This is a genomic window from Jiangella alba, from assembly GCF_900106035.1.
Classification (GTDB): Bacteria; Actinomycetota; Actinomycetes; order Jiangellales; family Jiangellaceae; genus Jiangella; species Jiangella alba.
Window position 1 is genome coordinate 97,649 of sequence record NZ_FNUC01000001.1, and the last position, 21,598, is coordinate 119,246.

The 21,598-nt window shown below is 73.4% G+C and carries 25 protein-coding genes; 7 read left to right on the plus strand and 18 right to left on the minus strand.

Annotation, left to right across the window (positions count from 1 at the left end; translation table 11 throughout):
• Positions 1-3: 3 nt before the first annotated feature.
• From mutM to BLV02_RS00520, 8 genes are all read right to left on the minus strand, one after another.
• Positions 4-864: a bifunctional DNA-formamidopyrimidine glycosylase/DNA-(apurinic or apyrimidinic site) lyase gene (gene mutM / locus BLV02_RS00485; protein ID WP_069113982.1), complete on the minus strand. Its 861-nt coding sequence runs from the start codon at positions 862-864 to the stop codon at positions 4-6.
• The gene (gene rnc, locus BLV02_RS00490) at positions 848-1,588 is read right to left on the minus strand and encodes a ribonuclease III (RefSeq protein ID WP_069113983.1); all 741 of its coding nucleotides are present in this window, start codon (positions 1,586-1,588) and stop codon (positions 848-850) included. Before rnc ends, mutM begins: the two co-directional genes overlap by 17 nt.
• A gap of 22 nt (positions 1,589-1,610) precedes the next feature.
• Complete coding sequence (gene rpmF, locus BLV02_RS00495; protein WP_053205413.1) at positions 1,611-1,814, minus strand: 50S ribosomal protein L32; 204 nt, start codon at positions 1,812-1,814, stop codon at positions 1,611-1,613.
• 2 nt (positions 1,815-1,816) lie between these two features.
• Positions 1,817-2,419, minus strand: coding sequence for a YceD family protein (locus tag BLV02_RS00500; RefSeq protein WP_342762375.1), 603 nt, complete (start codon positions 2,417-2,419; stop codon positions 1,817-1,819).
• 76 nt (positions 2,420-2,495) lie between these two features.
• Positions 2,496-3,137, minus strand: coding sequence for a F0F1 ATP synthase subunit B family protein (locus BLV02_RS00505; protein WP_069113984.1), 642 nt, complete (start codon positions 3,135-3,137; stop codon positions 2,496-2,498).
• Between the two features lie 30 nt (positions 3,138-3,167).
• Positions 3,168-3,647 (minus strand): pantetheine-phosphate adenylyltransferase, encoded by a 480-nt coding sequence (gene coaD, locus BLV02_RS00510; RefSeq protein ID WP_069113985.1) that lies wholly within the window; start codon positions 3,645-3,647, stop codon positions 3,168-3,170.
• Between the two features lie 18 nt (positions 3,648-3,665).
• Complete coding sequence (gene rsmD, locus BLV02_RS00515) at positions 3,666-4,226, minus strand: 16S rRNA (guanine(966)-N(2))-methyltransferase RsmD (RefSeq protein ID WP_069113986.1); 561 nt, start codon at positions 4,224-4,226, stop codon at positions 3,666-3,668.
• Between the two features lie 28 nt (positions 4,227-4,254).
• Entirely contained in the window at positions 4,255-5,226 is a 972-nt protein-coding gene (locus tag BLV02_RS00520; protein ID WP_069113987.1) for a magnesium and cobalt transport protein CorA, read from the minus strand.
• A 134-nt stretch (positions 5,227-5,360) separates the two neighbouring features.
• On the opposite strand from BLV02_RS00520, the gene BLV02_RS00525 reads away from it, so the two are divergent.
• Positions 5,361-5,738, plus strand: a complete 378-nt coding sequence (locus tag BLV02_RS00525; protein ID WP_069113988.1) for a hypothetical protein — start codon at positions 5,361-5,363, stop codon at positions 5,736-5,738.
• Here the strand turns inward: BLV02_RS00525 and recG are convergent.
• Positions 5,720-7,903 (minus strand): ATP-dependent DNA helicase RecG, encoded by a 2,184-nt coding sequence (gene recG / locus BLV02_RS00530; RefSeq protein ID WP_069113989.1) that lies wholly within the window; start codon positions 7,901-7,903, stop codon positions 5,720-5,722. The two genes, BLV02_RS00525 and recG, sit on opposite strands and share 19 nt — an antisense overlap.
• Positions 7,903-9,513 carry a DAK2 domain-containing protein gene (locus BLV02_RS00535; RefSeq protein WP_069113990.1) on the minus strand — a complete coding sequence of 537 codons (1,611 nt, stop codon included), beginning with the start codon at positions 9,511-9,513 and terminating at the stop codon, positions 7,903-7,905. The genes recG and BLV02_RS00535 overlap by 1 nt, the downstream gene beginning before the upstream one ends.
• A 134-nt stretch (positions 9,514-9,647) precedes the next feature.
• Here BLV02_RS00535 and rpmB point away from each other — a divergent pair, with 134 nt between their 5' ends.
• Positions 9,648-9,836, plus strand: coding sequence for a 50S ribosomal protein L28 (gene rpmB / locus BLV02_RS00540; RefSeq protein ID WP_046771409.1), 189 nt, complete (start codon positions 9,648-9,650; stop codon positions 9,834-9,836).
• Between the two features lie 570 nt (positions 9,837-10,406).
• Here rpmB and BLV02_RS00545 read toward each other — a convergent pair.
• Positions 10,407-11,357 (minus strand): thiamine-phosphate kinase, encoded by a 951-nt coding sequence (locus tag BLV02_RS00545; RefSeq protein ID WP_069113991.1) that lies wholly within the window; start codon positions 11,355-11,357, stop codon positions 10,407-10,409.
• 85 nt (positions 11,358-11,442) lie between these two features.
• Between BLV02_RS00545 and BLV02_RS00550 the strand changes: the two genes are divergently transcribed.
• From BLV02_RS00550 to BLV02_RS00560, 3 genes are read left to right on the plus strand one after another with little or no spacing between them, the layout of a single operon-like run.
• Positions 11,443-11,679, plus strand: a complete 237-nt coding sequence (locus tag BLV02_RS00550; RefSeq protein ID WP_069113992.1) for an Lrp/AsnC family transcriptional regulator — start codon at positions 11,443-11,445, stop codon at positions 11,677-11,679.
• Positions 11,658-12,119 (plus strand): DUF3515 domain-containing protein, encoded by a 462-nt coding sequence (locus BLV02_RS00555; protein ID WP_069113993.1) that lies wholly within the window; start codon positions 11,658-11,660, stop codon positions 12,117-12,119. Before BLV02_RS00550 ends, BLV02_RS00555 begins: the two co-directional genes overlap by 22 nt.
• A 9-nt stretch (positions 12,120-12,128) precedes the next feature.
• A complete protein-coding gene (locus BLV02_RS00560) occupies positions 12,129-12,635 on the plus strand; it encodes a GNAT family N-acetyltransferase (protein WP_069113994.1) in 507 nt (168 codons plus the stop codon).
• On the opposite strand, the gene BLV02_RS00565 is transcribed toward BLV02_RS00560, so the two are convergent.
• The 3 genes from BLV02_RS00565 to BLV02_RS00575 are packed head-to-tail and all read right to left on the minus strand — an operon-like array spanning position 12,632 to position 15,556.
• Complete coding sequence (locus tag BLV02_RS00565) at positions 12,632-13,744, minus strand: D-alanine--D-alanine ligase family protein (RefSeq protein WP_069113995.1); 1,113 nt, start codon at positions 13,742-13,744, stop codon at positions 12,632-12,634. The two genes, BLV02_RS00560 and BLV02_RS00565, sit on opposite strands and share 4 nt — an antisense overlap.
• 19 nt (positions 13,745-13,763) lie before the next feature.
• Positions 13,764-14,771 carry an NAD(P)H-dependent glycerol-3-phosphate dehydrogenase gene (locus BLV02_RS00570; RefSeq protein ID WP_069113996.1) on the minus strand — a complete coding sequence of 336 codons (1,008 nt, stop codon included), beginning with the start codon at positions 14,769-14,771 and terminating at the stop codon, positions 13,764-13,766.
• The gene (locus tag BLV02_RS00575) at positions 14,768-15,556 is read right to left on the minus strand and encodes a lysophospholipid acyltransferase family protein (RefSeq protein ID WP_069113997.1); all 789 of its coding nucleotides are present in this window, start codon (positions 15,554-15,556) and stop codon (positions 14,768-14,770) included. The genes BLV02_RS00570 and BLV02_RS00575 overlap by 4 nt, the downstream gene beginning before the upstream one ends.
• Before the next feature lie 114 nt (positions 15,557-15,670).
• On the opposite strand from BLV02_RS00575, the gene cofC reads away from it, so the two are divergent.
• Entirely contained in the window at positions 15,671-16,315 is a 645-nt protein-coding gene (gene cofC, locus BLV02_RS00580) for a 2-phospho-L-lactate guanylyltransferase (protein WP_069113998.1), read from the plus strand.
• A 74-nt stretch (positions 16,316-16,389) separates the two neighbouring features.
• On the opposite strand, the gene BLV02_RS00585 is transcribed toward cofC, so the two are convergent.
• From BLV02_RS00585 to leuC, 3 genes are all read right to left on the minus strand, one after another.
• A complete protein-coding gene (locus tag BLV02_RS00585) occupies positions 16,390-17,340 on the minus strand; it encodes an HU family DNA-binding protein (protein WP_069113999.1) in 951 nt (316 codons plus the stop codon).
• A gap of 80 nt (positions 17,341-17,420) precedes the next feature.
• The gene (gene leuD / locus BLV02_RS00590) at positions 17,421-18,011 is read right to left on the minus strand and encodes a 3-isopropylmalate dehydratase small subunit (RefSeq protein WP_069114000.1); all 591 of its coding nucleotides are present in this window, start codon (positions 18,009-18,011) and stop codon (positions 17,421-17,423) included.
• An 8-nt stretch (positions 18,012-18,019) separates the two neighbouring features.
• Positions 18,020-19,429, minus strand: a complete 1,410-nt coding sequence (gene leuC / locus BLV02_RS00595; RefSeq protein WP_069114001.1) for a 3-isopropylmalate dehydratase large subunit — start codon at positions 19,427-19,429, stop codon at positions 18,020-18,022.
• Between the two features lie 80 nt (positions 19,430-19,509).
• Here leuC and BLV02_RS00600 point away from each other — a divergent pair, with 80 nt between their 5' ends.
• Positions 19,510-20,232, plus strand: a complete 723-nt coding sequence (locus BLV02_RS00600; protein ID WP_046771421.1) for an IclR family transcriptional regulator — start codon at positions 19,510-19,512, stop codon at positions 20,230-20,232.
• A 76-nt stretch (positions 20,233-20,308) separates the two neighbouring features.
• On the opposite strand, the gene BLV02_RS00605 is transcribed toward BLV02_RS00600, so the two are convergent.
• On the minus strand, positions 20,309-21,481 hold the full coding sequence (locus BLV02_RS00605) for a Cmx/CmrA family chloramphenicol efflux MFS transporter (RefSeq protein WP_069114060.1): 1,173 nt from the start codon (positions 21,479-21,481) through the stop codon (positions 20,309-20,311).
• Positions 21,482-21,598: the final 117 nt, after the last annotated feature.

The following is a 21,598-nucleotide window of genomic DNA, read 5'->3' on the forward strand; positions in this document are numbered from 1 at the left end:
GTCTCACCAGCGCGCATGCCGCGGACGAGGCTGGCAGCGAGGGCAGGTGTAGGACGATCTGTTCATGAACGGGTCACGCCGGATCGGGGTGCCGCAGCGGCGGCACGGACGCCCTTCCTGCCCGTAGGCGTCCAGCGAGCGGTCGAAGTACCCGCTCTCGCCGTTGACGTTCACGTAGAGGCTGTCGAACGACGTGCCGCCCTGCTGGAGCGCGGCCGCCATGACCTCGCGCACCGCCTGCAGCAGCCGCGCGACGTCGGGCCGGCGCAGGGTCTCGGTGGCCCGGGCGAAGTGCAGCTTCGCCCGCCACAGCGCTTCGTCGGCGTAGATGTTGCCGACGCCGGAGATCAGCGACTGGTCCAGCAGCGCCCGCTTGACGCCGGTGTGGCGGCGCCCCAGCGCCAGCCGGAACGCCTCGTCGTCGAACGCGGGGTCCAGCGGGTCGGGCGCGATGTGCGCGATCGGGACGGGCACGCCGTCCGGACCCAGCCCCGCGACGGCCAGGCCGCCGAACGTGCGCTGGTCGACGAAGCGCAGCTCGGGGTCGCCGTCGGCGAAGACGAAGCGGACCCGCAGGTGCGTCTCGTCAGGCGCGGCGCCCGGCTGGACCAGCAGCTGGCCGCTCATGCCGAGGTGCCCGACGACCGCGCGGACGCCGTCGTCCAGCGGCAGCCACAGGTACTTGCCGCGCCGCCGGGCGTCGGTGAAGGCGGCCTTGACCAGCGATCCGGCGAAGTCGGCGGGACCGGCGACGTGCCGGCGGACGGCGCGGGCGTGCGTCACCTCGACGTGGTCGATGACGCGGCCGACGGCGTGCGCGACGAGGCCACGCCGGACGACCTCGACCTCAGGGAGTTCGGGCACCGGGGTCGCCGGCCGCGGCCTGCTCGGCCTCGGCGGCCTCGCTGAGCGCCTTCCAGGCCAGTTCGGCGGCGCGCGCCTCGGCCTCCTTCTTGCTGCGGCCGGTGCCGGTGCCGCGCACCTCGCCGCTGACCACGACGTCGGCGGTGAACGTCTTCGCGTGGTCGGGGCCGTCCTCGGCGATGCGGTACTCGGGGACACCGAGCGCGTGCCGCGACGTCAGCTCCTGCAGCGACGTCTTCCAGTCCAGCCCGGCGCCGAGCAGCGCGGACGCCTCGATGAGGTCGTCGACCAGGCGGTGCACCAGCGCGGAGGTCTCGACCAGCCCGCGGTCGAGGTAGACGGCGCCGATGAGCGCCTCGACGGTGTCGGCGAGGATGGACGACTTGTCCCGCCCGCCGGTGGTCTCCTCGCCGCGGCCGAGCCGGACGAACCGGCCCAGCTCGAGCTCGCGGGCGACGGAGGCGAGCGCGCGCATGTTGACCACGGCGGCTCGCAGCTTCGCCAGCTGCCCCTCGGACAGATCGGGGTGCAGCCGGTACAGCGCGTCGGTGACGACCAGGCCGAGCACGGCGTCGCCCAGGAACTCCAGCCGCTCGTTGGTCGGCAGCCCGCCGTTCTCGTACGCGTACGAGCGGTGGGTCAGCGCCAGCTGCAGCAGCTGGGGTTCGATGGGCACGCCGAGGCGCCCCTCCAGCACGGACAGGGATGGGGCCTCGGACGTCACCTGGGGGCTCCTACGCGAGCCCTCAGACGTCGCCGACCTGGCGGCCGTTGTACTCCAGGAACAGCGGCGTGCCCTGGGAGTCCTCGACCACGGTGGCGCGGTGCGCGACGACCCAGGTGGTGCGCCCGTTCACGGTGCGCTGCTGGACCTGCGGCAGCTTCGCCTTCCACTGCGAACGGCGGTGGCGGGTGTTGCTGCGCGACATCTTCCGCTTCGGGACGGCCACGGCTAGCTCTCTTCCGTCGGGCCGGCCCTGTTCGAGCCGGTCTCGTTCGTGTCGTCGGTGAGCAACCCGGCCAGGGCCGCCCACCGTGGATCGGTGGTGTCGTGCGTGTGGTCCGGGTCGTCGGCCAGCCGGGCGCCGCAGTCCGGGCACAGGCCCGGGCAGTCGTCTCGGCAGACCGGCGACTGCGGCAGTGCGAGCACCACCGCGTCCCGGACCGGTTGTTCGAGGTCGAGGAGGTCGTCCTCGACCCGTAGTTCTTCGTCGTCGGTCTCGGTGTCGGGGTCGTCGGCCCGTTCCGGGTAGACGTACAGTTCCTGGACCTCGGCGACGACTTCGCCGTCGACGGGCTCCAGGCAGCGCACGCACTCGCCCGTGAACGGCGCCCGGACGGTGCCGGACACCAACACACCCTCCATGACCGACTCGAGCCGCAGGTCCAGCTCGATGTCGGCCCCTTCGGGCACCCCGACCACAGCACCGAGTCCGAGATCGGCGGGTGCCGGTACCGTGAGAGCGACCTTCTGGGTCGACCCTGGCCGTCGTCCGAGCTCGTGCGTGGCGAGTACGAACGGGGCGCGCGGATCGAGCGTGCTCAGCGTAGTCAACTCTCGTGCTGGTAAGGGCATGCCAACCTCGACCTCAGCGTGAGGCCGACGACCGATGGTACTAGACGGCGGCCCGCTATCCCAAACCCGACGTGAGCTTGTCGGGCCGCGCGTCGTGCTCGCCGGAACGGGGCTCGTCCGGCGGGTCGCCGACGTCCGCGCCGAACTGCTCGGCCCGGCCGTCGGAACCGGCGCTGAAGTCGTCCTGCGCGCCGTCGAGCTGCGGCACGATGACCGCGTTGCCGTTGCGACGTTGCGACAGCTCTTCGTAGGCCGTGGGATGACGCAGCTGCTCGCGGCCGTCGCGGACGGTCTCGACGATGCGGGCCGCCGAGATCTCCAGCCGGGCCAGCTTCGCGTCGACGTAGTCGTCGGCGTCGCTGCGGATGTTCTCGGCCTGCTCGCGGGCCTGCCGCAGGATCTCCTCGGCCTCCTGCCGGGCGGCCTGCGTGACGGCGTGGTCGGCCACCAGGCGGGCCTGCTCGGAGTTGGCGTTGGCGAGGATGCGCTCGGCGTTGCCGCGCGCCTCGATCAGCAGCGCCTCGCGCTGGCCCAGGACCGCCTCGGCCGCCTGCAGGTTCGCCGGCAACCCCTCGCGGACCTCGTCGAGCAGGGTCAGCAACTGTTGTTTGTTCACCATTGCGGTGGACGACATGGGCATCGTCCGCGCCGAGTCGACGAGTGCGACGATCTCGGCGATCTTGTCATGAACCTCCATGACCATCCCCCTAGGTGTGCCGGAGCAGGATCACCGGCGTCCCAATCTCTCATTCAGCCGCTGGAGTACCACGTCGGGCACCAGCCCAGCGACGTCACCGCCGTAGGACGCTACCTCTTTCACCAACGAGGACGAAAGGAACGAGTAGTCGGGATTGGTGGCGACGAACAGCGTCTCCAGTCCCGTCAGGCGGTGGTTCATCTGCGCCATCTGTAGTTCATAGTCGAAATCGGTGACCGCGCGCAGCCCTTTCACGACAGCCGGGATATCGCGCTGACGGGCGAAATCGACCAAGAGCCCCTCGAAGCTCTCGACCCGGACGGCGGGCAGGTGCGCGCACACCTTCTCGAGCAGGTCGATGCGCTCGTCGACCGTGAACAGGCCCTTCTTCGACTCGTTGGCCCCGATGGCGACGACGACCTCGTCGAACAGGCTCGCAGCCCGCTCGATGACGTCGATATGCCCGTTCGTGACCGGGTCGAACGAGCCTGGGCACAGACAGCGGCGCACGTGTCCTCCTGTGTCATTTCACCGGGCGCGACCGTACCAGAGCACGGTCTCGCCGTACCGCCGTTCCCGACCGGGCTCGATGTCGTCGGGCCAGGTCACCGGCGCGCTTCGGCGGTCGCGTTCGACCACGACCACCGCGTCCGGAGCGAGCCAGCCCGCCGTCAGGGAGACGAGTACCCCGCTCAACTCGGCGTCAACCATCGCGTACGGCGGATCGGCCAGCACGACGTCGTACGGCGCGTCCGGCGGCGTGGCCAGGGTGCGTTCCGCCGCGGCCGCCACGACCACCGCGCCGGGCAGGCCCACCGCCTTGACGTTCGCCCTGATCACGGCCGCGGCGCGGGCGTCGGACTCGACCAGCAGGCAGTGGTCCGCGCCGCGTGACAGCGCCTCCAGGCCGAGCGCGCCGCTGCCCGCGTAGAGGTCGAGCACGCGCAACCCGCCGAGGCTTCCGCCGAACATCGCCGCCAGCGACGAGAACAGCGCCTCGCGCACGCGGTCGGACGTCGGCCGGGTGCGGTTGCCGGGCGGGACGGACAGCCGCCGGCCGCCCGCGGCGCCGGCCACGATGCGCGTCACCGGCGGACCGTACCAGGTGGTACGGACCTCAGAGCCAGCCGCTGCGGCGCAGCTTGCGATAGAGCAACAGACACGCGCCTATCATGACGCCCACGGCCAGCGGATAGCCGAAGGTCCAGTGCAGTTCGGGCACGTGGTCGAAGTTCATGCCGTACACCCCGGCGATCATCGTCGGGACGGCCACGATCGCGGCCCACGCCGAGATCTTGCGCAGGTCGACGTTCTGCTGCATGGTCACCAGCGACAGGTTGGCCGCCAGCACGCCCGTCAGCAGTTCGTTCTGCGCCTCCACCATGCGGTCGACGCGCAGCAGGTGGTCGAGGATGTCGCGGAAGTACTCGCTCAGGCCGGCGCACAGCGCCACGCGGCCCCGGGTGAGGTCCTCCATGACCGGCACCAGCGGGTCCACGGCGATGCGGAACTGCAGGACCTGCCGCTTCAGCGAGTAGATCGCCTCGGTGGCGTCGGCGGCGCCGGGCTGGAACACCAGCCGCTCGGTCTCGATGACGTCCGCCTCGACCTGCCGGGCCAGCCGCGTGTAGCTGTCGGCGATGAGGTCGCTGACGGCGTACAGCACCCCGGCCGGTCCCGCGTCGAGCAGCCACTTCTCCGACTCGACGCGGTGGCGGACGGTGTCGAGCGGGTTGATGGCGCCGTGCCTGACGGTGATCACGAAGTCGTCGCCGATGAACATCATGATCTCGCCGACGTCGAGCGTGGCGGCGTCGGAGCGGTGCTCGAGCGTCTTGAACACGGCGAAGACGGTGTCGCCGTACAGCTCCAGCTTCGGCCGCTGGTGCGCGTTGACGGCGTCGTCGACGGCGAGCGGGTGCAGCTTCAGCTCGTCGACGATGAGGTCGAACTCCTCGTGCGCCGGCTCGAACAGGCCGATCCACAGGAAGCAGTCGCCGCGCGCCTTCGCCCGCTCGAACGGCTCGCTGATGTCGCCGTCGATCTCCTCGCGCTCGCCGTCGCGATAGACGGCCTTGTCCACGATCACGTCCTCGATTCCAGCACGGCCGCGGCGCCTCATCCGGCCGCCAGGCGTCAAGAAAGCGTTGAGATTCGCGCGTGCGGCGTCAGGAACCCGTGGGGAGCGCCGCCCTCCGCCGTGGCGTGGCGGAGCCTGGGCCGGTGACCGACTCCCCCGCACCGTTCGTCGCCCGGGCCGCCGGCTGGCCGCTGGAGGTCGTGCTGGCCGTCGGGTACGCCGTCCTGGCCGCCGGCGGCTGCGCGGCCGCGCTCGCCGTCCCCGCCGCGCACGGCGACGTCCGCGTGGGGCTCATGGTGATCGCCGTCGGGGTGTACGCGGCCTGGGCGGCGCACCTGGTGGCGGCACTGTGCATCGCGGCCGTCGGCTGGTGCGTCGCGACGGCGTTCCTGCTGGGCAACGGCGGCGCGCTGGCCCTGGACGGCGCACCGGCGGCGCTGCGGCTGGCCGCGCTGCTGGCGGCCGCCGTGGCGGGGTCCGGGATCGCCTGGGCGGCCCGGTCTCACGCCTTGTCGAGGTAGTCGGCCTCCTGCTCGGCCAGCGCGGCCCGGACGGCGTCCAGCAGGGCCGGGTGGGCGGTGAGGTCGGGGTCGGCCTCGACGACGGCGCCGGCGTCCTCGCGGGCCTGCTCGATGATCTCGACGTCGCGGATGACCCGGAGCAGCTTGAGGCTGGACCGGTGGCCGGACTGCGACGCGCCGAGCACGTCGCCCTCGCGGCGGTGCTCGAGGTCGACCTGCGAGAGCTCGAACCCGTCGCGGGTGCCGGCGACGGCGTCCAGCCGCTCGCGCGCCGGCGTGCCCGGGGGCGCCTCGGTGACCAGCAGGCACACGCCCGGGATGGCGCCGCGGCCGATGCGCCCGCGCAGCTGGTGCAGCTGCGACACGCCGAACCGGTCGGCGTCGACGACGACCATCATGGACGCCGTCGGCACGTCGATGCCGACCTCGATGACGGTCGTCGCCACTACGACCGGCGTCGTGCCGGCCGCGAACGCCGCCATGACCGCGTCCTTCGTCTCCGCCGGCAGCCGGCCGTGCAGGACGTCCAGGCCGACGCCTTCCAGCGGGCCGGTGCGCAGGTGCTCGGCCAGCTCGAGGACGGCGGCCGGGCGGCGCTTGTCGTCATCGGCCGGCGGCGGCTCCTCCTCGGCCGAGCCGTTGTCGTCGTCGCCGATGCGCGGGCAGACGATGTAGACGCGGTGCCCGGCCTCGACCTCCTCGCGCACGCGCTGCCACGCGCGGTCGAGGTAGTGCGGCTTCTCGTCGACCGGCACGACGTGCGTCGCGACGTCGGCGCGGCCGCGCGGGACGTCGGACAGCGTCGAGATCTCGAGGTCGCCGAAGACCGTCATGGCGACCGTCCGCGGAATCGGCGTCGCCGTCATGACCAGCACGTGCGGCCGGGTTCCGTCGCGGCTCTTGGCGGCCAGCGCGGCCCGCTGCTCGACGCCGAACCGGTGCTGCTCGTCGACGACGACCAGGCCGAGGTCGAAGAACTGGACGTTCTCCTCCAGCAGCGCGTGGGTGCCGACGACGATGCCGGCGTCGCCCGTGACGATCTCGTTCAGCGCGGTGCGCCGCTGCGCCGTCGACATCGAGCCGGTGAGCAGCGCCACCCGGGTGCCCTGGTCGGCGCCGCCGAGCATGCCGGCCTGCGCCAGCTCGCCGAGCATCGCCGTCAGCGAGCGGTGGTGCTGCTGGGCCAGCACCTCCGTCGGCGCCAGCAGCGCGGCCTGTCCCCCGGCGTCGACGACGGCCAGCATGGCCCGCAGCGCGACGACGGTCTTGCCGGCGCCGACCTCGCCCTGCAGCAGCCGGTGCATCGGGTGCGGGGTGTCCAGCTCGGCGGCCAGCTGGTCGCCGACCTGCCGCTGGCCCTCCGTCAGCTCGAACGGCAGCCGCTCGTCCAGCGCGTCGACCAGCCCGCCCGGCGTGGCGCGGCGCGGCTTCGCCGGCAGCGCGGCCGTCGACAGGCGGCGCCGGGCCAGCTCCGTCTGCAGGACGAAGGCCTCCTCGAAGCGCAGCCGCCGCTGCGCCGTCCACGCCTTCTCGATGGCCTTCGGACGGTGCACGGCGTTCAGCGCCGCGACGAGGCCGGGCAGCCGGCGCTTGCGCAGCACCTCGTCGGGCAGCGGGTCGGGGAGGTCGCCGAGCTGCTGCAACGTCACCTCGACCGACTTCGCGATCAGCCACGACGGCACCTTCTCGCTGGCCGGGTAGACCGGGATGATCTCGTCGGCGTACTCCTCGGCCGCCTGCCGGAAGTCGGTGATGTCGTCGGGGAACATCTGGTACTCGGGGTGCGCGAGCTGGCGCTGTTCGCGGAACGTGCCGACCTTGCCGGCGAACAGCCCGATGCGCTCGGGCCGCAGGTCGCGCTCGCGCCACGCCTGGTTGAAGAACGTCAGCCGCAGCTCGCCGGTGCCGTCGGTGACGACCGCCTCCAGGATCGAGCCGCGGCGGTTCTTCATGCGCCGGTTCGCCACGCTCTTCACCCGCGCGACGACGGTGACGAGCTCGTCGTCGCGCAGGGAGCTGAGCTCGGTCAGCTCGCCGCGCTGCACGTAGCGGCGCGGGTAGTGGCGCATGAGGTCGCCGACGGTGTGCAGGTCCAGCGTCTTCGCCAGCGCCTTGGCGGTCTTGTCGCCGACCACGGGGGTCAGCTGCGTGTCGAATCCGACCATCACTCGACTCCGAGCAGTAGCGGGTAGCGGGGTTGACCGCCGCGGTAGACGACGGTGTCGGCTTCGGGGTGGCCGCGGCGGACCGCGCGGGCGACACCGTCGGCGAGGCCTTCTCCGGCGGCGTCGCCGGTGACGACGGTGACCAGCTCGCCCCCTGCCGCGAGCATACGGGCGACCACCTCGGTGGCCACCTCCAGCAGGTCGGCGCCGATCACCGCGAAGTCGCCGTCGACGACTCCGAGCACGTCACCCGGTTCGCACCGGCCGGCCATCGTCACGGCCTGCTTCGCGGCGATGGTGACGGCGCCGTGGCGGGTCTGGCCCGCGGCGGCCGTCATCGCGACGACGTCGGCGTCGAAGGCGCGGTGCGGCTCGTGGACGGCGAGCGCGGCGAGGCCCTGGACCTGCGCGACCGTCGGGATGACGGCCGCCCTCCGGCCGTGGGTGCGCAGCTCCGCGGCGGCGGCCTCGGCCACCGGGACGGCGTCGCGCTCGTTCGGCAGGATGACGACGTCGCCCGTGCGGGTGGCGTCGCCGCGGTCGACGGCGGACAGCATCTCGCCGGTGGACGGCCGGTGCCCCGTCGCCGTCGCGACGACGACCGCTCCGGCCTCGGCGAACAGCTCGGCCAGCCCGTCGCCCGCGGCGAACGCGACGACGACCCGCTGCTGGGCCGTCGCCGGCGGGTGGTGCTGGACGGGCAGGTAGGTGACGCTGATGCGGTGCGGCCGGCCGGCGGTGATGCCCGCCTCGATGGCCGCGCCCGCGTCGTCGGTGTGGACGTGCACGTTCCACTCGTCGCCGGCGCCGCTGACGACCAGCGAGTCGCCGATGCCGGCGAGAGTCCGCTTGAGCGGGTCGATCCGCTCCTGTGGGGCGTCGAGGAGGTACATGACCTCGTAGGCAGGGCCCGTGGTCTCTTGTGCGCTCGGGAGCGCAGGGGCGGGGACGGTGTGGGTGCCGACCGTGCGCGGGCGGGGCAGCGGCCGCCGTCCGGTCAGCACGGTGTCGAACGCGTCCAGCAGCACCGTCAGCCCCCGCCCGCCCGCGTCGACGACGCCCGCCCGGCGCAGCACGTCCAGCTGGGCGGGGGTCCGGTCGAGGGCCTCGTGGGCGGCGGCGGCCGCGGCGAGGGCGACGGCGGGGAGGGTGGGGTCCGGTGCCTCGGCGCGGCGCAGTGCGGCGTCGGCGGCGGCGCGGGCCACGCTGAGGATGGTGCCCTCGACGGGCTCGGCGACGGCTCGGCGTGCCTCGTCGGCCGCTCGGTCCAGGCCGTCGGCGAGCGCTCGTCCGTCCGCGAGCGTCGTCCCCTCCCGCCCCAGCACGTCGGCGACGCCGCGCAGCATCTGCGCGACGATGATGCCGGAGTTGCCGCGGGCGCCCATGAGCGCTCCGCGCGCCGCCGCCTCGGCCGTGGCCGCCAGCGTCGGCTCGGCATCCTCGGCGTGCTGGAGCGCGGCCTCCATGGTGAGGTACAGGTTGGTTCCCGTGTCGCCGTCCGGCACCGGATACACGTTCAGCGCGTCGATCTCTTCACGGGCCGCCGCGAGCGCGTCCAGGCCGGCGCGACACCAGCGCAGCACGATCTCAGCGTCGGGAACCGGTGGCACCCGGCGAGACTACCCCGCGCCGGTTTGTTATCTGGCGCGGCGGCCCGGTACGCTGGGGCGGTTGTTCGCGCCGGGTGTGCTGGTGCGGGCACGTTGACCGTTGTCTTCCATCATCCGTCTCAGTAGGAGTCTCCGTGGCTGCCACCTGCGATGTCTGCGGCAAGGGCCCGGGCTTCGGCAACTCGATCTCGCACTCGCACCGCCGGACCCCGCGTCGCTGGAACCCGAACATCCAGACCGTGCGGACGGTCGTCGGGGGCACCCCCAAGCGGCTGAACGTCTGCACCTCGTGCCTCAAGGCCGGCAAAGTCGCGCGCCGCTGACGCTTGCCTGAACGACCATGAACCGCTCCCCTGGTGGGGGGCGGTTCGTTGTCGTGTGTTGGGTTTCTCGGTTCGCCGGGCGTCCGTCGGCTTGGTTCTCACCGCTGACCTGCCCCCTGCTGCTTTCCATGGTCGGGGGCCCGGCCAAAGAATGGGCCCCGGCCCCCTGCTCGCTGCGCTCCTGGTCCGCTGGCCGCTCACTGGCCGTGGGTGGAGTTCTTGGCTACCGACTCCGCTCGGGTCGTCCTTCGCTGGCCGGCGCTGCTCCAGGATCATCCAGGTTTTGGGGCGTGATAGCACCCCAAAACCTGGATGATCCTGGTGCGGGAGCTGGGTGACGGTCGCCCAGCGGCACGCGACGGGGCGTGGAAGGCGGCGCGGGCCCGAGGACGCCGGCGCTGCGCAAGCGCCGCGCGGTGTTGCGTCGTGGTAGGTCGACCCCTCCCGGCCCGGGTGGGGCCCACCCTACGGGCGGGCACCGACAACGTCGCGCCGCGAACGCTGGCGCGCTGGCGCCAGCACGCCGGGCGGCCGTCGGGATGCCGCCTGGCGAAGCGCCGCCGTCGACGGTCAGGGGCCGGCGAAGTGGTCGTGGCCTCCGGGCGCCGCGTACTCCGCACCATCGACGGTCACGCCGGAGCCGGCGGAGACAGCGCCGATGACCGTCCACCGGTCGGGCAGCTCGGCCCCCGCGGGGAACGTCGCCACCAAAGCGTTGTCGTCGCCGCCGGTGAGGACCCAGGTGAGCGGGTCGGCGCCCAGCGCGGACGCCACCTCGCGCAGCGGCGCGGCCACGTCGAGCGTGGCGGGGTCGACGTCGATGGCGACGGAGCTCGCGGCGGCCACGTGGCCGAGGTCGCCCAGCAGGCCGTCGCTCACGTCGCACATCGCGGTGGCGCCGAGGGCAGCGGCCTCCGCACCGGCGCCGTACGGGACCTGGGGCCGCCGGTGCGCCTCGACCACCAGGCGCGGCGTGCGGAACCCGCGGCTCAGCACCTGGAAGCCGGCCTCCGCCCAGCCGAGCCGCCCGCACACCGCGACGACGTCGCCCGGCCGGGCGCCGGAACGGGTGACGGGCGTGGCACCGGAGAGCGTGCCCAGCGCCGTCACCGACACGACGACCAGCGGCGAGCGCACGACGTCACCCCCGACGACGGAGGCGCCGACCAGGGCGGCCTCCTCGGCCAGGCCGGCGGAGAGCGCGACCGCCCACGCCGACGGGAGGTCGGCCGGGAGGCCCAGGCCCACCACGAGGGAGGTGGGCCGGGCGCCCATCGCCTCGATGTCGGACAGGTTCTGCGCGGCCGCCTTGTGACCGACGTCGGAGGGGTCGGACCAGTCGCGGCGGAAGTGCCGGTTCTCCACCAGCAGATCGGTCGTCACCACGACGCGGCCGTCGGGCGCCGCGACCACGGCGGAGTCGTCGCCGGGGCCGAGGAGGACGTCCTGGCCCTGCGGCAGCCGTGCGGTCACGGCGCCGATGAGGCCGAACTCTCCCAGCTCGCCAACGCTGTCGGGCATTCTCTGCGCTCCCTCTTCTCCCGCACGTTTCCTCGACCAGATAGGTTGACCCCTTCGCACACAACACGCGTGGGAGGGCAAACCCGTGGTCGTACAGGCTTACATCCTGATCCAGACCGAGGTGGGCAAGGCCGCCGAGGTCGCCCGGAAGATCTCCGAGATCGACGGCGTCACACTCGCCGAGGACGTCACCGGCCCGTATGACGTCATCGTGCGGGCCGAGGCCGGCAACGTCGACGATCTGGGGAAGCTCGTGGTCGCCCGTGTCCAGACGGTCGACGGCATCACCCGCACGCTCACGTGCCCAGTCGTCCACATCTGACGCCGGCCGTCATCCTCCTCGCGACGGTGCTGGCCGGCTGCGGGTTCGGCGCCGTCGACGTCACGCCGCACGAACCCGAGCCCGGCAGCGCGGACGTCTGCGCCGCCCTCCAGGACGCCCTCCCCGACACCGTCGACGACGCGATCGAGCGTGACGTCGACCCGTCCTCGGAGTACGTGGCCGCCTGGGGGCAGCCGGCGATCGTGCTGCGCTGCGGCGTCGCGATGCCTGCCTCCTACCGCCCGGACGCCCAGCTGTTCGACGTCGACGGCGTCGGCTGGCTGGCCGACGAGGGTGAGGGCGGCATCTTCTTCACCGCCGTCGACCGCGAGGTGCTGATCGAGGTCGCCGTGCCCGACGACTACGCGCCCGAGGCGAACGTGCTGACCGACCTCGCGACGGCGATCCTCGACACCGACCCGGAGCGCGGCCTGCGCTAGCGTCGGACGATGCCCACCACCCTGACGACGGACCGCCTCACCCTGCGCCCGATCGAGCCGCGCGACGCCGACGCGTTCGCGGCGATGAACGCCGACCCCGCCGTCATGGAGCACTTCACCACCGGCCCGCTCGACCGCGCCGCGTCCGACGGCATGCTGGCGAAGATGCGCGACGGTCACCTGCGCGACGGCTACGGCCTGGCCGCGGTGGAACGGACCGCCGACGGCGCGTTCCTCGGCTTCACCGGCATCCACCGCCACTACTGGTACCCCGACGACGTCGAGATCGGCTGGCGGCTCGCGCCGCACGCGTGGGGGCACGGCTACGCCACCGAGGCCGCGACAGCGTGGATGGAGCACGCGTTCGGCGAGCTGGGCCTGCCGCGGCTGATCTCCATCACGATCCCGGCCAACACGAGGTCGATCGCCGTCATGCGCCGCCTCGGCTTCACGCTCTGGGAGGAGACGACGCACGAGGGCCTGGGCGTCGTGGTGTACGCGCGCAACGCGGCCTAGCGCAGACCGGTGGGACGGCGCAGGGCGGTGTCGACGAGGCGGTCGACCAGCGACGGGTAGTCGATGCCGGTCTTCGCCCACAGCTGCGGGAACATCGACGTCGGGGTGAAGCCTGGCATCGTGTTCAGCTCGTTCACGACGAGCGAGCCGTCGTCGCGGAGGAAGAAGTCGACGCGGGCGAGGCTCTCGCAGGACAGCGCCTGGAACGCGTCGATGGACATCCGCCGCACCCGCTCGGCGACGTCGGCCGGGAGGTCGGCGGGGATGTCGAGCGACACGTCGTCGCCGGGCAGGTACTTGGCCTCGAAGTCGTACAGCTCGTGCCCGGCGCCGAGGCGGATCTCGCCGACGACGCTCGCCTCGGGCTCGCCGCCGCCCTGGCCCTCGAGCACGCCGCACTCGACCTCGCGGCCGGTGACGGCCTCCTCGACCAGCACCTTGGGGTCGTGCTCGCGGGCGGCGAGCACCGCGGCCTCCAGCTCGGCGGCGTCGCGGGCCTTGCTGACGCCCATGCTCGACCCGGCGCGGGCCGGCTTGACGAACACCGGGTAGCCGAACGCCTCGGCCTCGGCGATGACGCGGTCGCGCTGCGGCTCCCACGCCGACGGGCGCACCAGGACGTGCCGGGTGACGGGCAGCCCGGCGCCGGCCAGCAGCAGCTTCATGACGTGCTTGTCCATGCCGACGGCCGAGGCCAGCACACCCGACCCGACGTAGCGGACGTCGGCCAGCTCGAGCAGCCCCTGAATGGTGCCGTCCTCGCCGTACGGGCCGTGCAGCAGCGGGAACACGACGTCGACGGTGCCCAGCGCGTGCGGGACCTCGCCCGGCGACTGCACCGCCAGCTCGCCCCGTCCGGGCAGCACGACGGTGCCGCCCTCGTCGTCGACGTGCGGCATGGCGTGGCCCTTGATGGCCAGGTGGGCGGGGTCGGCGGAGGTCAACACCCAGCGGCCGGACGTCGTGATGCCGATCGGCAGCACGTCGTACCGGCGCGGGTCGAGCGCGGCCAGCACGCCCCCGGCCGTGACGCACGAGATCTCGTGCTCGGAGCTACGGCCGCCGAAGACGACGGCGACTCTGATGCGACGGTCCTGCGAGTAGTTCACCGCGCCGACCCTACCGTCCTCAATGCCCGTGTCGTTCGGGCTTGGCCGACCGGGACAGCAGCGACCCCACCATCTCGGCCGGTGTGAGCTCGCCCCGGACCACCCCGGTGACGTGCTGGACGATCGGCATGTCGACGCCGTGGCGGCCGGCGAGGTCGAGGATCGACTCGCACGACTTGACCCCCTCGGCGACCTGCCGGGTGCCGGCGACGATCTCGGCGACCGTCTTGCCGCGGCCCAGCTGCTCGCCGAACGAGCGGTTGCGCGACAGCGGCGACATGCAGGTGGCGGCGAGGTCGCCGAGCCCGGCCAGTCCGGAGAACGTGTACGCGTCGGCGCCGAGCGCGGCGCCCAGCCGCGCGGTCTCGGCCAGCCCCCGCGTGATGACGCTGGCTCGGGCGTTGTCGCCGAAGCCGAGACCGGCGGCGATGCCGACGGCCAGCGCGATGACGTTCTTCACCGCGCCGCCCAGCTCCGCCCCGACGAGGTCGTGGTTGGTGTACGGGCGGAAGTGCGGCGAGTGGCAGGCCCGCTGGATGGCCTTCGCGAGGTCGTCGTCGGCCGCGGCGACGACGCTGGCGGCGGGCTGGCGCTGGGCGATCTCGCGAGCGAGGTTGGGTCCGGAGACGGCGGCGATGCGGCCGGGCCCGGCGCCGGTGACGTCGTCGATGACCTCGCTCATCCGCTTCGCCGTGCCGAGCTCGACCCCCTTCATCAGGCTGACCAGCGCCGCGGACGACGGCAGCGCCGGCGCCCACTCGGACAGGTTGTCGCGCAGCGACTGCGACGGCACCGCCAGCACGACGAGGTCGGTGCCGTGCGCGGCCTCGGCGGGGTCGTGGGTGGCCCGGATCGCCGGCGGCAGCCCGACGCCGGGCAGGTAGTCGGGGTTGGTGTGGGTGGCGTTGATGGCGTCGCACAACTCCGGGCGGCGGCCCCAGATGGTGACGTCGGCGCCGGCGTCGGCGAGCACGAGCGCGAACGCCGTCCCCCACGAGCCGGCCCCGAAGACGGCGGCGCGGGTCACGGCTGCTCCTCCGGCTGCTCTTCCTGGGGCCGCTGCTTCGGGTCGCCGACCGGCGGCAGCCCGACCGCCTTGGGGTCGAACCGCTCGGCCGGCGCGACCTCGCCGCGGATCTGCGCGAGCTGCGCGGTGATGGCCGCCATGATGCGGTCGGTGGCGATGCGCAGCACGGTGGAGTCGACCGGCCGGCCGCGCAGGTCGTCGAGCGGGATCGGCGGCCCGGCGACGACGGACATCGTCTTGCGCGGCAGCAGCCGGATGCGCTTGGAGTACGGCGCCAGCACGTGGTTGGCGCCCCACTGCGCGACCGGGATGACGTCGCAGCCGGTCTCGAGCGCGACCCGCGCGGCGCCGGTCTTGCCGACCATCGGCCAGAGAGCGGGGTCGCGGGAGATGGTGCCCTCGGGGTAGATCGCGACCAGCTCGCCGGCCTTCACGGCGGCGACGGCGGCCCGGTACGCCTGCGAGGCGTCGCGCGACTCGCGGTAGACCGGGATCTGCCCCGCGGCCGTGATGAGCCGGCCGAACACCGGCACGCGGAACACGCCGGACTTCGCGAGGTACCGGGTGGCGCGGCCGTTGTCCCACAGGAAATGCGCGAACGACAGCGGGTCGAAGTGCGAGATGTGGTTCCCCGCGACGATCACCCCGGTGCCGCCCGGCGGAATGTTCTCGCCGCCGCGCCAGTTCTGCCGGGTGAAGGCCATGAGGAACGGACGGATCAGGGTTGCGATGAACTTGAACGCGAACCCCACCCCTGCCGGTCCGTTCGCACTCGGTCCCGCCACGTACCTCTCCCTCCGCCCACGTGAATGCCCGCAGACAGTGTCGCTCCACGGGGGTATGCGAGTCGAACCGGCCACCGGCGCGCCGCGCGCGCCGATGCGCCAGACTGGATCCCGATGACGACACCGCAGCGCTGGACGATCGTGATCCCCGTCAAGCGACCCGAGCACGCCAAGACCCGCCTCGCCGACGCCGTCGGCGAGCACCGCCCGCGGTTCGCCCGCGCGTTCGCCGCCGACACCGTCCAGGCCGCCCTCGACTGCCCGCCGGTAGCCCGCGTCATCGTGGTGACCGACGACGACGAGGCGGCCGCGTCGGCCGTGGCCCTCGGGGCCGAGGTGGTGGCCGACACCCCCGACGCGGGGCTGAACGCGGCGCTGCGCCACGGCGCGGCGGTGGCCCGGTCGGCCGACGCCTCGGCCGCCGTGGCGACGCTCTCCGCCGACCTCCCGGCGCTGCGCCCGGCCGAACTGGCGCGCGTGCTCGACGCGGCCGCGGCGCACCCGCGGTCGTTCCTCGCCGACGCCGCGGGCGTCGGCACCACCAGCTACGCCGCCGGCCCGGGCGCGGCGTTCGAGCCGGCCTTCGGTGGCCGGTCGCGGGCGGCGCACCGGCTGGCCGGCGTCGTCGAGCTGGACCTCGACGACGTCACGACGGTCCGCCGCGACGTCGACACCGCCGTGGACCTCTGGGACGCCCGCCGCCTCGGCGTGGGGCCGCGGACGACCGCGCTGCTGGCCGAACTCGACGTCGCGCTCTAGGTCCGGGCGGCGGCGAGCCGGGCGGGGCCTCGTGGCCACCGCCCGGCTCGGGTGCTGCTCGGGTGCCGCCGGGTTCAGCTGCGCGTCGACGGCGGCGTGGTGGTGCCGGGCGCCGACGTCGACGCCGGGGTGACCGGCGTGGCGGCCGCCCGCTTGGCGGGGGTCACGGTGGTCTTCTTGGCCGCGGTCGCCGTCGTCTTCTTCGCCGCGGTCGCCGTCGTCTTCTTCGCGGGCGTCGCCGTGGTCTTCTTCGCCGCGGTCGCCGTCGTCTTCTTCGCGGGCGTCGCGGTGGTCTTCTTCGCCGCGGTCGCCGTGGTCTTCTTCGCGGGCGTCGTGGCGGTCTTCTTCGCCGCCGTGGTCGTGCGGGCCGCCGTCTTCTTGGCGGTCGTGGTCTTCTTCGCCGCGGTCGCCGTCGTCTTCTTCGCCGCGGTCGCCGTGGTCTTCTTCGCGGCGGTCGTCTTGCGCGCGGCCGGGGCCGCCGTCTTCTTGGCGGCCGTCGTGGTGGTCCTGCGGGCCGGTCCGGCCGCCTTCTTCGGCGCCGCCGGACGGCTGGCCGGCACCTTGCGCGCCGTCGACGCCGCCTTCTTCGCCGGGGCCTTCGCAGCCGTCTTCGCAGCGGCCTTCGGCGCCGCGTCGTCCTTGTCGCCGCGGACGGCGTCGGCCACCTGCTTGGCGGCGCCGGACACCGAACGGGTCGCCGACTCGGCCACCGCGGCGGCCTGGGCCGGCACCAGCGACAGCGACTCGCGGACGCGGGTGCTCGCCTTCTTCACGCCCGCGACGACGTCCTGCAGCTCGTCGGCCGGGCTGAACGTGGCCACCGTGCGCTTCTTGGCCTTCTTCTTGTTCTTGGCGCTCTTGTCCTTGTCGCGGTCGAAGACGCCGAGCCCCTTGACGGCGACCTTCTCGCCCGCGGCCAGCGAACGCTGGATGCCCTCGACGACGGAGTCGAGAGCGTGCTGCGCCACCTCGCGGTTGCCGTCGAAACCGTCGGCAATGCGGTCGATCAGTTTCTTCTTCCCCACCGTTGCTCCTCAGCCGTCTCGCCCGGCGGGCGAGTTCATCTCACCCACCATAGACGGCTGAGGGCAGCGGATCAGGGACTTCAGACCAGCGTGCGCGGCTTGTGCGACGCGCGGGCCGCCTCGAAGTCGTCGATGGCGTCGGTGTGGCGCATCGTGAGCCCGATGTCGTCGAGCCCTTCCATCAGCCGCCAGCGGGTGTAGTCGTCGACCTGCATGGGCGCGACGATCTCGCCACAGGTGACGACGCGCTGGTCGAGGTCGACGGTCACCTCGGTGCCGGGCGCGTTCTCGAGCGCCTTCCAGATCAGCTCGACGTCGTCCTGGCTGAGCTGGCCGGTGAGCAGCCCCTGCTTGCCGGAGTTGCCGCGGAAGATGTCGGCGAACCGCGACGACAGCACCGCCTTGAAGCCGTAGTCCTTGAGCGCCCAGACGGCGTGCTCGCGCGACGACCCGGTGCCGAAGTCGGGACCGGCGACGAGCACCGAGCCGGCCGCGAACGCCGGGTTGTTCAGCACGAACGTGTCGTCGCCGCGCCACGCCGCGAACAGGCCGTCCTCGAACCCGGTGCGGGTGACCCGCTTGAGGTACACCGCCGGGATGATCTGGTCGGTGTCGACGTTGCTGCGCCGCAGCGGGACACCGACGCCGGTGTGCCGGATGAACTTCTCCATGACGTCTCCTACGATGCCGGCTCGAGGTCGGCGGGCGACGACAGCGTGCCGCGCACGCTCGTCGCGGCCGCCACCAGCGGGCTGACCAGGTGGGTGCGGCCGCCCTTGCCCTGGCGGCCCTCGAAGTTGCGGTTGGACGTGGACGCGCTGCGCTCGCCCGGCGCCAGCTGGTCGGGGTTCATGCCCAGGCACATCGAACAGCCGGCGTGCCGCCACTCGGCGCCGAACTCGGTGAAGACCTGGTCCAGGCCCTCCTCCTCGGCCTGCAGCCGGACCCTCGCCGAGCCGGGCACGACGAGCACGCGGACGGTGTCGGCCTTCTTGCGGCCCTTGACGACGGCGGCCGCGGCGCGCAGGTCCTCGATGCGACCGTTGGTGCACGACCCGATGAACACGGTGTCGACGGCGATGTCGCGCAGCGGCGTGCCGGCCTCGAGCGCCATGTACTCCAGCGCCCGCCGGGCGGCGGCCTTCTCGGACTCGTCGGCGAAGCTGTCGGGGTCGGGGACGGACGCCGACAGCGGCAGCCCCTGCCCCGGGTTGGTGCCCCACGTGACGAACGGCTCGAGCGCGTCGGCGTCGATGCTCACCTCGGCGTCGAACACGGCGTCGTCGTCGGTGTAGAGCGTGCGCCAGTACTCCAGCGCGGCGTCCCACTCCTTGCCCTGCGGCGCGTGCGGGCGGCCGTCGATGTAGGCGAACGTGGTGTCGTCGGGCGCGATCATGCCGGCGCGGGCGCCGGCCTCGATGGACATGTTGCAGATCGTCATGCGCGCTTCCATCGACAGCGCGCGGACGGCCTCGCCGCGGTACTCGAGGACGTAGCCCTGACCGCCGCCGGTGCCGATCTTGGCGATGACCGCGAGGATGATGTCCTTCGCGGTCACGCCCGGCTTCAGCGTTCCCTCGACATTGATCGCCATCGTCTTGAACGGCCGCAGCGGCAGCGTCTGGGTGGCGAGCACGTGCTCGACCTCAGAGGTGCCGATGCCGAACGCCAGCGCGCCGAACGCGCCGTGCGTCGACGTGTGAGAGTCGCCGCAGACCACCGTCAGACCCGGCTGCGTCAGCCCCAGCTGCGGGCCGACGACGTGCACGATCCCCTGCTCGGCGTCACCGAGGGAATGCAGCCTCACACCGAATTCCTGACAGTTCCGCCGCAGCGTCTCGATCTGCGTGCGGCTGGTGAGGTCGGCGATCGGCTTGTCGATGTCGAGCGTGGGGGTGTTGTGGTCCTCGGTGGCCAGCGTGAGGTCCGGGCGACGGACCGGGCGGCCGGCCAGTCGCAGGCCGTCGAAGGCTTGCGGACTGGTCACTTCGTGGACAAGATGAAGATCGATGTAGAGGAGGTCAGGCTCACCCTCGGCTCGACGCACGACATGCGCGTCCCACACCTTCTCTGCCAGGGTCTTGCCCATCACCTGCTCCGTTCGTCAGTCTGATCTCGGTGGATACACACCACTTGCGATCTCGCATGTTGAGATGGCAATATCGAGTCATGGACAACTCTAGCGGAGTCGGCGTTCTAGACAAGGCGGCACTCGTCTTGTCCGCCCTCGAGGCGGGCCCGGCCACCCTCGCCAACCTGGTGGCCTCCACCGGACTCGCCCGGCCGACGGCCCACCGCCTCGCCGTTGCGCTGGAGCACCACCGGCTCGTCTCCCGCGACCTCCACGGCCGCTTCGTCCTGGGCCCACGCCTCGGCGAGCTGGCCACCGCGGCGGGCGAGGACCGCCTGCTGGCCGCCGCCGGACCCGTCCTGGCCCGGCTGCGCGAGGCGACCGGCGAGAGCACGCAGCTCTTCCGGCGTCAGGGCGACCAACGCATCTGCGTCGCCGCCGCCGAGCGCCCCAGCGGCCTGCGCGACACCATCCCCGTCGGCGCCACCGTCACCATGCTGGCGGGGTCGGCGGCCCAGGTGCTGCTGGCCTGGGAAGAGCCCGAGCGCATGCACCGAGGCCTGCAGGGGGCGCGTTTCACCGCCACCATGCTGGCCGCCGTCCGCCGTCGCGGCTGGGCGCAGAGCGTCGGCGAGCGCGAGCCCGGCGTCGCGTCGGTGTCGGCGCCCATCCGCTCCTCCAGCGGCCGCGTCGTCGCCGCCGTCTCCGTCTCCGGGCCGATCGAGCGGCTCACCCGGCAGCCGGGGCGGGTGCACGCGCCCGCGGTGCTCGCCGCCGCCGAGCACCTCACCGGCGTGCTGCGAAGCGCCGAGGACGGCTGACCGGCCGCCGCGCCCGCCCGTCCGGGGCCGGAGACCCGAACGCACCACCGCTGGCTGTGATGCTCGGGGCGATCGGTCACGGGGTGGGACCGGCCACCTCGACCACCCGTGCGCGGACCAGCCGGCGCAGCCCGGCGACGGCCGCGGCCGCCGTCACCAGGGCGGCGCTGACCCACAGCGGGGCCCGGTGTCCCGCCGTCAGCGCGGCGCCGGCCAGCCACGGACCGGCCGCGGCGCCGGCGTTCATGGCCGCCGTCGCGTAGGCGCCGGCCAGCCGCGGCGCGCCCGTCGCCGCCCGGACCGCCCGGGCGATCAGCGCCGACCCGACGGCGAACGACAGCGTCCCCTGCACGGCCAGCAACGCCAGCAGGACCGGCGGCCGGTGCGCCAGCAGCGCCGTCAGCACCCAGCCCGCCAGCAGCCCTGTCGTCAGTGCGGCCAGTGCGCGCCGCGAGCCGGGCCGGTCGGCCAGCCGGCCGCCGATCGTCACCCCGGCGAACGACCCGAGACCGAACAGCGCCAGCGCCGGCGGCACCCAGCCGTCGCCGAGGCGCGCGATCTCGGTGACCACCGGCGCGAGGTAGGTGAACGCGCCGAACGTGGCGGCGTTGACGAGCGCGCCGAGCAGCAGGACGAGCCGGAGCCGGGGGCGGCGCAGGACCGCCAGCTCGGCCCGCGCACCCGTCGGCGCCGGCTGCTCCGCGGGTGCGCGGGGCACGGCGCGGACGATGGCCGCGAGCGCGGGCCCGCACACGACGGCGACCGCCCAGAACGGCGCGCGCCAGCCCCACAGCTGGCCGAGCAGCGCACCGCCCGGCACCCCCGCGATGCAGGCGACCGTCACGCCGCCCAGCAGCACCGAGATCGCCCGCCCGGTGTTCCGCGGCCCCGCCACCGCGGCGGCCGTCCCCAGCGCGACGGCCAGGAATCCGGCGTTCGCCACCGCCGCGACCACGCGTGTCGCGACCAGCACGCCGTAGCTGCCGGTGGTCGCCGCCACGACGTGCGCGACGAGGAAGGCGGACAGGAAGGCCAGCAGCGCCGACCGCGGCGACCACCGGCGGATGAGCAGCGCCATCGCCGGCGCGCCCACCACCATGCCGACGGCGTAGGCGGACGTCAGCGACCCGGCGGCCGCGACGGACACGGACAGGCCGGCGGCGATCTCCGGCACCAGGCCGGCCAGCATGAATTCGGACGTGCCCTGGGCGAACACGGCCAGGGCGAGCAGGTAGACGACGACGGGCATGACGGACTCCACGAGACCCGGAACGGTGATGGACGCGTCTGGCCGGGGTGCGGTGGGGTCCGCGCGTGCGAATGCGGGCAGCGTCGAGCCACGCCACCGGTCGGCCGGTGGCGGCTA

What these genes read in the sequence shown, in the direction of transcription:
- BLV02_RS00505 (WP_069113984.1), bottom strand. Translation starts at nt 3,137, where the DNA reads ATGGAGGTTCATGACAAGATCGCCGAGATCGTCGCACTCGTCGACTCG.
- recG (WP_069113989.1), bottom strand. Translation starts at nt 7,903, where the DNA reads ATGGTCGGATTCGACACGCAGCTGACCCCCGTGGTCGGCGACAAGACC.
- BLV02_RS00545 (WP_069113991.1), bottom strand. Translation starts at nt 11,357, where the DNA reads ATGCCCGACAGCGTTGGCGAGCTGGGAGAGTTCGGCCTCATCGGCGCC.
- BLV02_RS00560 (WP_069113994.1), top strand. Translation starts at nt 12,129, where the DNA reads ATGCCCACCACCCTGACGACGGACCGCCTCACCCTGCGCCCGATCGAG.
- cofC (WP_069113998.1), top strand. Translation starts at nt 15,671, where the DNA reads ATGACGACACCGCAGCGCTGGACGATCGTGATCCCCGTCAAGCGACCC.
- leuD (WP_069114000.1), bottom strand. Translation starts at nt 18,011, where the DNA reads ATGGAGAAGTTCATCCGGCACACCGGCGTCGGTGTCCCGCTGCGGCGC.
- leuC (WP_069114001.1), bottom strand. Translation starts at nt 19,429, where the DNA reads ATGGGCAAGACCCTGGCAGAGAAGGTGTGGGACGCGCATGTCGTGCGT.
- BLV02_RS00600 (WP_046771421.1), top strand. Translation starts at nt 19,510, where the DNA reads ATGGACAACTCTAGCGGAGTCGGCGTTCTAGACAAGGCGGCACTCGTC.
- BLV02_RS00605 (WP_069114060.1), bottom strand. Translation starts at nt 21,481, where the DNA reads ATGCCCGTCGTCGTCTACCTGCTCGCCCTGGCCGTGTTCGCCCAGGGC.